The following is a 12,261-nucleotide window of genomic DNA, read 5'->3' as shown; positions in this document are numbered from 1 at the left end:
CGCGACCGCCTGGGTTGCCCGACGCGATATCTAGGTGGACACCAAGGGGTCGCGCGCCCTCGCCTCAGGAATAACTGGCCCGAAACAGATGTAGGAGCAGCCTTGTGCTGCGAAGCGCCGCGCGGGCGGCGCTCGATCTCACAGGCGCCACACGAACCTCGCCGGACATCCTGCACGATTCACCAGGCAGCCAGCCCCTCACAAACCTTCGTGTACACCCGTTCACCCAGCCCCCTCTCTCCCGTACACTGCGCGATTGCGACAGTGTTTGTCGCATTGCCGAAAGCCTTGTCAAAACTGGGTTTTGCGCTGTAACAAGTTGTCGCTTGGCCGCAAGGACAGGCGCGGATCAGTCCTTACAATCCCCCCATCGCTCGCCACTTCCAGGCCAGCGTTCCTCTTCAGGAGACTCAGATGTCCGTTGAGCAAGCCCCGGTGCAACGTGCCGATTTCGACCAGGTCATGGTCCCCAACTATTCTCCGGCGGCCTTCATTCCTGTGCGAGGCGAGGGTTCCCGCGTCTGGGACCAGTCGGGTCGCGAATTGATCGACTTTGCCGGTGGCATCGCGGTCAACGCCCTGGGCCACTGCCACCCGGCACTGGTCAAGGCCCTGACCGAGCAAGCCAACACCCTCTGGCACGTATCCAACGTGTTCACCAACGAGCCGGCCCTGCGCCTGGCCCACAAGCTGGTGGATGCCACCTTTGCCGACCGTGCGTTCTTCTGCAACTCCGGCGCCGAGTCCAACGAGGCCGCTTTCAAGCTGGCCCGTCGCGTTGCCCACGACCGCTTCGGCCCGGAAAAGCACGAAATCATCGCCACCGTGAACAGCTTCCACGGCCGTACCCTGTTCACCGTAAGCGTCGGTGGCCAGCCGAAGTACTCCGATGGCTTCGGCCCGAAGATCACCGGCATCAGCCATGTGCCGTACAACGACCTGGAAGCGCTGAAGGCACAGATTTCCGACAAGACCTGCGCCGTGGTGATCGAGCCGATCCAGGGCGAGAGCGGCGTGGTGCCGGCCGACAAGGCCTACCTGGAAGGCGCGCGCAAACTGTGTGACGAACACAACGCCCTGCTGATCTTCGACGAAGTGCAGACCGGCGTTGGCCGTACCGGTTCGCTGTATGCCTACCAGCACTACGGCGTTACCCCGGACATCCTGACCAGCGCCAAGAGCCTGGGCGGCGGTTTCCCGATCGGTGCCATGCTGACCACCACCGAGCTGGCCAAGCACCTGGCCGTCGGCACCCACGGCACCACCTACGGCGGCAACCCGCTGGGCTGCGCCGTTGCCTGCGCGGTGCTGGATGTGGTCAACACCCCGGAAACCCTGGCCGGCATCAAGGCCAAGCATGAGCGCTTCAAGGTCCGCCTGGAGCAGATCGGCCAGAAGTACAACCTGTTCAGCCAGGTGCGTGGCGTTGGCCTGCTGCTGGGCTGCGTGCTGACCGAGGCCTGGAAAGGCAAGGCCAAGGACGTGCTCAACGCCGCCGAGAAAGAAGGCGTGATGGTGCTGCAGGCCGGCCCGGACGTGGTCCGCTTCGCGCCAAGCCTGGTAGTTGAAGACGCCGACATCGACGAAGGCCTGGACCGCTTCGAGCGCGCCGTGGCCACCCTGACCAAGGGCTGATCCGCCTGCGGTTCCTTCGCCGCCCCGGTACAGGCTCAACCCGAGTCTGCACCGGGCCGGTGATACCCGATTCCAGTGCAGGTGCCAGTGCACCTGCCGTTTTTCCGTGCCGCCGTGAGTGGCCCGTATTCCAAAGGAGTGACACCATGCTGGTGATGCGCCCCGCGCAAATGGCTGATCTGAACGAAGTGCAGCGCATGGCTGCAGACAGCCCCATTGGTGTCACCTCGCTGCCGGACGACACCGCTCGCCTGGGCGACAAGATCGCCGCATCCGAGACTTCCTTCGCCGCCGAGGTCAGCTTCAACGGTGAAGAAAGCTACTTCTTCGTGCTCGAGGACAGCGAGACCGGCAAGCTGGCCGGTTGCTCGGCCATCGTCGCTTCGGCCGGCTACTCCGAGCCGTTCTACAGTTTTCGTAACGAGACCTTCGTGCACGCCTCGCGCGAGCTGAAGATCCATAACAAGATCCACGTGTTGTCGCTGTGCCATGACCTGACCGGCAACAGCCTGCTGACCAGCTTCTATGTGCTGCCGGAGCTGGTGAACAGTGGCTGGGCCGAGCTCAATTCGCGTGGCCGACTGCTGTTCATGGCCGCTCACCCGGAGCGTTTCGCCGACTCGGTGGTGACCGAGATCGTCGGCTACAGCGACGAGCAGGGCGAATCGCCGTTCTGGGATGCCATCGGCCGCAACTTCTTCGACCTCAACTACGCCGACGCCGAGCGCCTGTGCGGCCTGAAGAGCCGCACCTTCCTCGCCGAACTGATGCCGCACTACCCGATCTACGTGCCGCTGCTGCCTGACCTGGCGCAGGAAGCCATGGGCCAGGTGCACCCGCGGGCGCAGATTACCTTCGACATCCTCATGCGCGAAGGCTTCGAGACCGAGCACTACATCGACATCTTCGATGGTGGCCCGACCCTGCATGCGCGTACTTCGGGTATCCGCTCCATCGCCCAGAGCCGGGTGGTGCCGGTGAAGCTCGAGGACACCCCGGTCAAGGGCGGGCGCCCGTACCTGGTGTGCAACGGCCAGTTGCAGGATTACCGCGCGGTACTGCTGGACCTGGACTGGGTGCCGGGCAAGCCGGTCAGCCTGAGCCCGGCCGCTGCCGAGGCGCTGGGGGTGGGCGAGGGTGCCAGCGTGCGTCTGGTTGCGGTCTGAGGTCTGGCAACAGACGTTTCGGGATTGATGCGTTAGAAGAGTTTCGCGCCGGCCGCCGCCGCCGCAAAAGGAGATAGCATGATCGTTCGTCCTGTACGCAGCAGCGATTTGCCTGCGTTGATCGAATTGGCACGCAGCACCGGTACCACCGGGCTGACCACGCTGCCGGCCAACGAAGAGCGCCTGGGGCATCGCGTTGGCTGGGCGGAGAAGAGCTTCCGCGGCGAAGCCGAGCGTGGCGACACCGACTACCTGTTCGTGCTGGAAAACGACGAAGGCATGGTGGTGGGCATCAGTGCCATCGCCGGTGCCGTCGGCCTGCGCGAGCCTTGGTACAACTACCGGGTCGGCCTGACCGTCAGCGCCTCGCAGGAGCTGAAGATCTACCGCGAAATCCCCACCCTGTTCCTGGCCAACGACCTGACCGGCAACTCCGAGCTGTGCTCGCTGTTCCTGCGCAGCGACTACCGCTCCGGCCTCAACGGCCGCCTGCTGTCGCGGGCGCGCATGCTGTTCATCGCCGAGTTTCCCGAGCTGTTCGGCAAGAAGATCATCGCCGAAATGCGCGGCATGTCCGACGAGCAGGGCCGCTCGCCGTTCTGGGAAAGCCTGGGCCGGCACTTCTTCAAGATGGAGTTCAGCCAGGCCGACTACCTCACCGGCGTGGGCAACAAGTCGTTCATTGCCGAACTGATGCCGAAGTTCCCGCTGTACACCTGCTTCCTGTCCGAGGCAGCGCGCAACGTGATCGGCCGCGTGCACAAGGACACCGAGCCGGCGCTGGCGATGCTCAAGCAGGAAGGCTTCAACTATCAGGGCTACGTCGACATCTTCGACGCCGGCCCCGCCATCGAGTGCGACACCTCCAAGATCCGCGCCGTGCGCGAGAGCCAGACCCTGGTGCTGGCGGTGGGCACGCCGGGCGATGACGCGACGCCTTACATCATCCACAACCGCAAGCGCGACGACTGCCGCATCACGGCCGCACCTGCGCGGCTGGCTGCCGGTACCCTGGTGGTCGACCCCCTGACCGCCAAGCGCCTGCGCATGGGCGCCGGCGACAACGTGCGCGCCGTGCCGCTGTCGGCAAGCCGGGAGGCCCAGTAAATGACCACGCATTACATCGCAGGCAATTGGCAGGTTGGCCAGGGTGAAACCCTGCAGTCGCTCAACCCGGTGACGCAAGCCGTCGTCTGGGAGGGGCAGGGTGCTGACGCCAGCCAGGTGGATGCCGCCGTGCAGGCAGCCCGTCAGGCGTTCCCGGCCTGGGCGCAATTGAGCCTGGAAGCGCGTATCGATTTGCTGGAGAAGTTCGCCACGCAACTGAAAGCGCATGCCGAAGCCATGGCCCAGTGCATCGGTGAGGAAACCGGCAAGCCCCTGTGGGAGTCGGCGACCGAAGTCACCAGCATGATCAACAAGGTAGCGATCTCGGTGCAGAGCTACCGCGAGCGCACCGGCGAAAAGAGCGGCCCGCTGGCCGATGCCACGGCCGTGCTGCGGCACAAGCCCCATGGTGTGGTGGCGGTGTTCGGCCCTTACAACTTCCCCGGCCACCTGCCCAACGGCCATATCGTGCCGGCGCTGCTGGCGGGCAACTGCGTGGTGTTCAAGCCCAGTGAGCTGACGCCCAAGGTCGCCGAGCTGACCGTCAATTGCTGGATTGCCGCCGGGCTGCCGGCGGGTGTGCTCAACCTGGTGCAGGGCGCGCGCGAAACCGGTGTGGCGCTGGCCGCCAACCCGGGTATCGATGGCTTGTTCTTCACCGGCTCCAGCCGCACCGGCAACCTGCTGCACCAGCAGTTCGCCGGCCGCCCGGACAAGATTTTGGCCCTGGAAATGGGCGGCAACAACCCGCTGGTGGTGGATGAGGTCAAGGACCTCGATGCGGCGGTGTACACCATTATCCAGTCGGCGTTCATTTCCGCCGGCCAGCGCTGCACCTGCGCCCGCCGTCTGCTGGTGCCGCAAGGCGCCTGGGGCGATGCGCTGATCGCGCGCCTGGTCGAGGTGAGCAGATCCATCACGGTCGGTGCGTTCGACCAGCAACCGGCGCCGTTCATGGGCTCGGTGATTTCGCTGCAGGCAGCGCGGGCGCTGATTGCAGCCCAGGCCGAACTGGTCGCCAAGGGCGCCGTCAAGCTGCTGGAAATGACCCAGCCACAGGCCGATGCCGCACTGCTGACCCCGGGCATTGTCGATGTCACCGCCGTGGCCGAGCGCCCGGACGAAGAGTTCTTCGGCCCGCTGCTGCAGGTGATCCGCTATGCCGACTTCGATGCCGCCATCGATGAGGCCAACAACACCCAGTACGGCCTGGCTGCCGGCTTGCTGTCCGATTCCCGCGCCCGTTACCAGTACTTCTGGCTGCGTAGCCGCGCCGGCATCGTCAACTGGAACAAGCAACTGACCGGTGCCGCCAGCAGTGCGCCGTTCGGCGGCGTGGGCGCCAGTGGCAACCATCGCGCCAGCGCCTATTACGCGGCGGACTACTGCGCTTACCCCGTGGCTTCGCTGGAGACCGCCAGCCTTGCCTTGCCGGCAACCCTGACGCCGGGCGTCACCCTATAACAACAGGTCACGGAGCCTAGCCGATGAAATCCTATGAAGTGAATTTTGATGGCCTGGTGGGGCCTACCCACAACTATGGCGGCCTGTCCTACGGCAACGTGGCTTCGCAGAGCAACAGCCAGCAGGGTTCCAACCCGCGCGAAGCCGCGCGCCAGGGCCTGGCGAAGATGAAAGCGCTGGCCGACATGGGCTTCAAGCAGGGCGTGCTGGCGCCGCAGGAGCGCCCCGACGTGGCCGCACTGCGCCGCCTGGGCTTCAGCGGCAGCGATGCCGAAGTGATCCAGCGCGCCGCCAAGGAGGCCATGCCATTGCTGGTGGCCAGCTGCTCGGCCTCGAGCATGTGGGTGGCCAACGCCGCCACGGTCAGCCCCAGTGCCGACACAGCCGATGGCCGCGTGCACTTTACTGCTGCCAACCTCAACTGCAAGTACCATCGCAGCATCGAGCACCCGACCACCAGCCGTGTGCTGGGTGCCATGTTCAGCAACGACAAGCACTTTACCCACCACGAGGCACTGCCTGCCGTGGCGCAGTTCGGTGACGAGGGGGCGGCCAACCATACGCGCTTCTGCCGTGCATATGGCGAGGCCGGCGTGGAGTTCTTCGTCTACGGCCGCAGCGCCTTCGACAGCCGCTACCCGGCGCCGCAGAAGTACCCGGCCCGGCAAACCCTGGAGGCTTCCCAGGCTGTGGCCCGGCTGCATGGCCTGAGCGATGACGGCGTGGTCTACGCTCAACAGAACCCGGCCGTGATCGACCAGGGCGTGTTCCATAACGATGTAATTGCGGTGGGTAACGGCGAGGTGCTGTTCTACCACGAGGACGCTTTCCTCGACACCGACGCGGTACTTGGCCAGCTGCGAGCTAAACTGGCCAGCAAGGGTGGCAACTTCCAGGCCATCTGCGTGCCGCGGGCAGCGGTGACGGTGGAGGACGCGGTGCGTTCCTACCTGTTCAACAGCCAGCTGCTCAGCCGCGACGACGGCTCCATGCTGTTGGTGGTGCCGGAAGAGTGCCGCAACAACGAGCGGGTCTGGGCCTACCTGGGCCAGTTGACCAGCCAGGGCGGCGCGGTGAAAGAGGTCAAGGTGTTCGACCTCAAGCAGAGCATGCAGAACGGCGGTGGGCCGGCTTGCCTGCGTTTGCGCGTGGCGTTGAAGGAAACGGAACTGGCAGCGGTCAACCAAGGCGTTATCATGACCGCCTCGCTGTACGACACCCTGCTGCTGTGGGTCGACAAGCATTACCGCGATCGCCTTGGCGAGGCGGACCTGGCCGACCCGCAGTTGCTGGTGGAATGCCGTACGGCACTGGACGAATTGACCCAGATCCTGAAGTTGGGCTCGGTGTATCCGTTCCAACGCCAACCTTGAAGAGAGACTTTGCAATGACCGACGCCCTGCGCCTTATCCTGGAAGATGAAGACGGCACCCAGCTGGAAACTTCCTGCACCCGCTTTGCCGTGGTCTGGCAAGGCAAGGAAGTGTGGATTCAGCAGGATGGTCGTGGCCAGCTGCTGATCGGCGTGGATGTCGAGGAAGACGACACCGAGTACGCCAATCTGCTGCTGCGCCCGATGGCCACCAACCTGGTCAGCCTGCAGCTGGAAATGGAACCGGCGGAGGTCGGCGAAGACGACGATCACGTCCATGGCCCCGACTGCGGCCACCACCACTAAGGAAGTACCTATGCTCGCCCTTGGCAAATTGCTTGAGCTGACCCTCACCGATCACGAACCGGCCGAGAAGACCCAAGTGACACCCAAGGGCGCGCGTTTGCGTTGGCTGGGGGAGGGCGCGCTCGAAGTGCGCCCGGCCGAAAGCGAGGATTGCGGGCTGGACTTGCTGTTGTCCGCCGGCATCCACGGCAACGAAACGGCACCGATCGAGTTGCTCGAGCGGCTGCTGCATGGTGTGGCCAACGGCAAGATCAAACCCAAGGCCCGGGTGCTGTTCCTGTTCGGCAACCCGGCAGCGATCCGCAAGGGCGAGCGCTTCATCGAGCAGGACATCAACCGCCTGTTCAACGGCCGCCACGAGCTGTCCAGTGGCTTCGAGGCACTGCGTGCCGCCGAGCTGGAACAGTTCGCCCGGGTGTTCTTCAGCAAGCCGGGGCGCAACCGCCTGCACTACGACCTGCATACCGCCATCCGCGGCTCGAAGATCGAGCAGTTCGCCTTGTACCCTTATAAAGAGGGGCGCAAGCATTCCCGTCGCGAGCTGGCACGCCTGGCGGCGGCGGGCATGGAGGCGGTGTTGCTGCAGAGCAAGTCTTCCATCACCTTCAGCGCCTTCACCTACGAGCAGCTGGAGGCCGAAGCCTTTACCCTGGAGCTGGGCAAGGCTCGCCCGTTCGGTCAGAACGAGCTGGTCAACCTCGACAAGCTGGAAGCGAGGCTGATCCACATCATCGAAGACACCGAGCCACAGGGCGAAGGCTCTCTGGATGGCCTGCAGCTGTTCAGCGTGTCCCGCGAGATCATCAAGCACAGCGACAGCTTCCACCTGCACCTGCCGGCGGACATCGAGAATTTCTCCGAGCTGAGCAAGGGTTACCTGCTGGCCGAAGACCTGGCCGAGACGCGCTGGGTGGTCGAGGAGGAGGGCGCGCGCATCATCTTCCCCAACCCCAAGGTCAAGAATGGCCTCAGGGCGGGGATTCTGATCGTTCCTGACTCCGGCCAGCGACTAGGCTGAGCTGGCCCCGATACACTGGGCTCACGGCTGTGTGCGCAGCTCCAGTTGCAGCGCCTGGCGCAGCCCGTTTTCAGTGAAGGCGGGTGGGTTGGTGTTCAGGGCGGTGCTGCCGCCGAATGTGAACCTGCAATCGGTGGGTAAGCCGATGCTCTGCAGCAGCAGGTTGTCCACCGGATAAGCGCCGTTTTTGCCTTGAACCTCGGTCTGGCCCGGAAAGACTGTGCCTGACATCGAGTTCCAGCCTTGGCAAAGGCAGCGGTAAAGGTCGAGTAGTGGCAGTTGCGCTGCGGTCGACCAGCCTGGGTTATATGCCAGGGTGCCGCCGCTGTAGCCCCAGCTACTCTGGTTTTCGTCGATGATGAAGTGGCCTTCGTCTTCATCTTCTTCGTGGTCGCTGGGTGTATAGGTCGTGAATTGGTGCCTGGATGCTTCGATCAGGCTGATCGGTGTCCCGGACTGCCCAGCCTTTTTATCCAGGGCCGCCAGCAGCGCCTGGCCGCAGGGTAATTTGCGCAGGAGCTCCAGCGCATCCTGTGCTGCTTGCCTGAACGGGTCGCTACCCGTCACTCGCACGCCGATATTGCCCAGGGCCTGATGTTCGGCCGTCACGGGCCGGGCCAGTCGTGCATCGTTTTCGGTATCGCGGTAGAGCTCGACCCTGGAGGATTCGCGGCCAAGCAGGCGGTGCCCCGTGACGTTGACAACCGCGTCGCCCTTGTCGATCAGCACCGGTCCGCTACCGACCACAATCTGGTGCGTGCCGGTATGGGCGTCGATGTGGACGATACCTGCGCCGGTCTCGATCCTGTTGCCGCTCCCTATCATGTCGATCAGCACCGTCCTCTTCACCTCCCGGGCGATGACGATGTGGTGATTGCCATCGGTGAGGCGAATGGCGATGGCTTGGGTGGTATGCGCGGCGACCATGAATACCGCATCGTTGATGGTCACTTCCAGCAGGCATTCGCGAGGGGCGATACGTACGCGCTTTTGCTGCTCGTCCGCGCGCAGCGCACGCGGGGCCACGTTGAAGACCAGCAGCTCGCTGTTCTGGGTGTTGCGGCGATAGCGTCGCCCCAACGGGTAAGTGTGTTCCAGGGTGATTCGCACGTTGGGGTCAGCCTGGATGTACTTGACCTCGGTCTGCTGCTGGGGGTTGTCTTCATTGGGAAAGGCGGTCTGGGCGTAACCAGGTTCGCGAGCATCTATGTAGTAGATCGGGTTCGGATTGGCCAGGGTAGCCTCGTGAGGCAGTGGGTGTGGATCCGAGTGGAGTTTGGACAGGTTCAGCTCAGGCATGGAGTGCTCCGGCAGCGAGGATGGGCCGGCAGGATCCCGTTCCGCTGCGCGGGTCAGGTGTTGCTTATGTACCGCATGGGCAGGCCTGCAGGTCCGCTTTGCCGCCCTGGCCGTGCTCATGAACGGCTTTTCATCCGCCGATTGCTGTTCTGGTGTACAAACACACTGTATCTCCCGTTCAGGCTGGCTATAATGGCGCCCTTTGCCGTCGTTTCGTCGATTCGACGTATTAGCCCAAACGGCCGCCGTTTCCGTGGAAGAACCTATGAAAAGCGCAGAAATCCGTGAAGCCTTCCTTCGCTTCTTCGAAGAGCAGGGACATACCCGAGTCGCCTCCAGTTCGCTGATCCCGAACAACGACCCGACCCTGCTGTTCACCAATGCCGGCATGAACCAGTTCAAGGACTGCTTCCTCGGTGCGGAGAAGCGTGCCTACACGCGTGCCGTCAGCAGCCAGAAGTGCGTGCGCGCCGGTGGCAAGCACAACGACCTGGAAAACGTCGGTTACACCGCGCGTCACCACACTTTCTTCGAAATGCTGGGCAACTTCAGCTTCGGTGACTATTTCAAGCGCGATGCGATCACCTTCGCCTGGACCTTCCTGACTTCGGAAAAATGGCTGAACCTGCCCAAGGAAAAGCTCTGGGTCACCGTCTACGCCACTGACGACGAAGCCTACGATATCTGGACCAAGGAAGTCGGCGTGCCGGCCGAGCGCATGGTGCGCATCGGCGACAACAAGGGCGCCCCGTACGCCTCCGACAACTTCTGGACCATGGGCGATACCGGCCCGTGCGGCCCGTGCACCGAGATCTTCTACGACCACGGCCCGGACATCTGGGGCGGCCCACCCGGCTCGCCGGAAGAAGACGGTGACCGCTACATCGAGATCTGGAATAACGTCTTCATGCAGTTCAACCGCACCGCCGACGGCGTGCTGCACCCGCTGCCAGCGCCGTCGGTGGACACCGGCATGGGCCTGGAGCGCGTCAGCGCCGTGCTGCAGCACGTGCACTCGAACTACGAGATCGACCTGTTCCAGAACCTGCTGTCGGCCGCGGCCAAGGCCATCGGTTGCGCCAATGAGGGCCAGGCCTCGCTGAAAGTGGTCGCCGACCACATCCGTTCGTGCGGCTTCCTGATCGCCGACGGCGTGCTGCCGTCCAACGAAGGCCGTGGCTACGTGCTGCGCCGCATCATTCGTCGTGCCTGCCGCCACGGTAACAAGCTGGGCGCCAAAGGCAGCTTCTTCTACCAGATCGTTGCCGCGCTGGTTGCCGAAATGGGCGAGGCCTTCCCGGAACTGAACAGCCAGCAGGCGCACATCGAACGCGTGCTCAAGGCTGAAGAAGAACAGTTCGCCAAGACCCTGGAGCAGGGCCTGCGCATCCTCGAGCAGGACCTGGCCCAGCTGAAGGGCGAGGTGGTGCCGGGCGATGTGGTGTTCAAACTGTACGACACCTACGGCTTCCCGATGGACCTGACCGCCGACATCGCCCGCGAGCGCGAGCTGACCATCGACGAAGCCGGCTTCGAGCGCGAAATGGACGCCCAGCGTGAGCGCGCCCGTTCCGCCAGCGCCTTCGGCATGGACTACAACAGCCTGGTCAAGGTCGACAGCGCCACCGAGTTCCTCGGCTACGAGGCCACCGAAGGCCAGGGCAAGATCATCGCCCTGTACAAGGACGGCCAGGCCGTCGACCAGCTGGGTGAGGGCGAGCAGGGCGTGGTCGTGCTCGACCGCACGCCGTTCTACGCCGAATCCGGTGGCCAGGTGGGCGACACCGGCTACCTGCAGGCTGGCGCTGCGCGCTTCGACGTGCGCGACACCACCAAGACCGGTGGTGCTTTCCTGCACCACGGCGTGGTTGCCAGCGGTGCGCTGGTGATCGGTTCGCCGGTCCAGGCCAAGGTCGATGCCGACGTGCAGCACGCCACCTCGCTGAACCACTCCGCCACCCACCTGCTGCACGAAGCGCTGCGTCAGGTACTGGGCGAGCACGTGCAGCAGAAAGGCTCGCTGGTCGACAGCCAGCGCCTGCGTTTCGACTTCAGCCACTTCGAGGCGGTGAAACCGGAGCAGATCAAGGCCCTGGAAGACATCGTCAACCGCGAAGTGCGCAAGAACACTGCGGTGGAAACCGAACTGACCGACATCGAAACCGCCAAGGCCAAGGGTGCCATGGCGCTGTTCGGCGAGAAGTACGGCGATACCGTGCGTGTGCTGAGCATGGGCGGCGATTTCTCGGTGGAGCTGTGCGGCGGTATCCACGCCAAGCGCACCGGTGACATCAGCCTGTTCAAGATCATCAGCGAAGGCGGCGTGGCCTCTGGCGTGCGCCGTATCGAAGCGGTCACCGGCGCTGCTGCGCTGGCCTACCTGAACGCTGCCGAAGAGCAGGTCAAGGAAGCCGCGCAGCTGGTGAAGGGTAATCGCGACAACCTGATCGACAAGCTGTCGGCTGTGCTCGAGCGCAACCGCCAGCTGGAGAAGCAGCTGGAACAGCTGCAGGCCAAGGCCGCCAGCGCCGCCGGGGATGATCTCTCCAACGCGGCCGTTGAGGTCAAGGGCGCCAAGGTGCTCGCCGCCCGCCTGGATGGGCAGGACGGCAAGGCCCTGCTGGCGCTGGTCGATCAGCTGAAGAACAAGCTCGGCCACGCAGTGATCCTGCTGGGCAGCGAGCATGAGGGCAAGGTCGTGCTGGTGGCCGGCGTGACCAAGGACCTCTCCAGCCAACTCAAGGCTGGCGATCTGATGAAACAAGCCGCTGCGGCGGTGGGTGGCAAGGGCGGTGGCCGTCCGGACATGGCCCAGGGTGGCGGCGTCGACGTCGCTGCACTGGACCAGGCCCTGGCGCTGGCCGTGCCATTCGCAGAGCAGGGACTTTGAGATG

The 12,261-nt window shown here is 64.2% G+C and carries 9 protein-coding genes; 8 read left to right on the top strand and 1 reads right to left on the bottom strand.

The genetic code is table 11. The features are described 5' to 3' along the window. Positions 1-414 precede the first annotated feature (414 nt). The 7 genes from ACGLHT_RS05790 to astE all read left to right on the top strand — a co-directional run bounded on the left by ACGLHT_RS05790 (position 415) and on the right by astE (position 8,068). Positions 415-1,635 (top strand): aspartate aminotransferase family protein, encoded by a 1,221-nt coding sequence (locus tag ACGLHT_RS05790; protein ID WP_013973653.1) that lies wholly within the window; start codon positions 415-417, stop codon positions 1,633-1,635. 146 nt (positions 1,636-1,781) lie between these two features. Then, positions 1,782-2,801: an arginine/ornithine succinyltransferase subunit alpha gene (aruF, locus tag ACGLHT_RS05785; protein WP_085601600.1), complete on the top strand. Its 1,020-nt coding sequence runs from the start codon at positions 1,782-1,784 to the stop codon at positions 2,799-2,801. Positions 2,802-2,879: 78 nt separating this feature from the next. After that, complete coding sequence (gene astA / locus ACGLHT_RS05780) at positions 2,880-3,908, top strand: arginine N-succinyltransferase (RefSeq protein ID WP_085589092.1); 1,029 nt, start codon at positions 2,880-2,882, stop codon at positions 3,906-3,908. Continuing rightward, positions 3,909-5,372, top strand: coding sequence for a succinylglutamate-semialdehyde dehydrogenase (astD, locus tag ACGLHT_RS05775; RefSeq protein WP_137164557.1), 1,464 nt, complete (start codon positions 3,909-3,911; stop codon positions 5,370-5,372). It abuts the gene before it with no gap. A 23-nt stretch (positions 5,373-5,395) separates the two neighbouring features. After that, positions 5,396-6,745 (top strand): N-succinylarginine dihydrolase, encoded by a 1,350-nt coding sequence (gene astB / locus ACGLHT_RS05770; protein ID WP_274120190.1) that lies wholly within the window; start codon positions 5,396-5,398, stop codon positions 6,743-6,745. Positions 6,746-6,759: 14 nt separating this feature from the next. Continuing rightward, positions 6,760-7,050 carry a topoisomerase II gene (locus ACGLHT_RS05765; protein WP_003256592.1) on the top strand — a complete coding sequence of 97 codons (291 nt, stop codon included), beginning with the start codon at positions 6,760-6,762 and terminating at the stop codon, positions 7,048-7,050. Between the two features lie 10 nt (positions 7,051-7,060). After that, entirely contained in the window at positions 7,061-8,068 is a 1,008-nt protein-coding gene (gene astE / locus ACGLHT_RS05760) for a succinylglutamate desuccinylase (RefSeq protein WP_085589087.1), read from the top strand. Between the two features lie 21 nt (positions 8,069-8,089). On the opposite strand, the gene ACGLHT_RS05755 is transcribed toward astE, so the two are convergent. Next, complete coding sequence (locus ACGLHT_RS05755) at positions 8,090-9,367, bottom strand: M91 family zinc metallopeptidase (RefSeq protein WP_137164556.1); 1,278 nt, start codon at positions 9,365-9,367, stop codon at positions 8,090-8,092. Between the two features lie 265 nt (positions 9,368-9,632). Between ACGLHT_RS05755 and alaS the strand changes: the two genes are divergently transcribed. After that, positions 9,633-12,257: an alanine--tRNA ligase gene (alaS, locus tag ACGLHT_RS05750; RefSeq protein ID WP_137164555.1), complete on the top strand. Its 2,625-nt coding sequence runs from the start codon at positions 9,633-9,635 to the stop codon at positions 12,255-12,257. Positions 12,258-12,261: the final 4 nt, after the last annotated feature.

This window comes from Pseudomonas sp. PsB, assembly GCF_043658375.1.
GTDB classification, from domain to species: Bacteria; Pseudomonadota; Gammaproteobacteria; order Pseudomonadales; family Pseudomonadaceae; genus Aquipseudomonas; species Aquipseudomonas putida_Z.
This window is presented reverse-complemented; position numbering and strand designations above follow the sequence as displayed.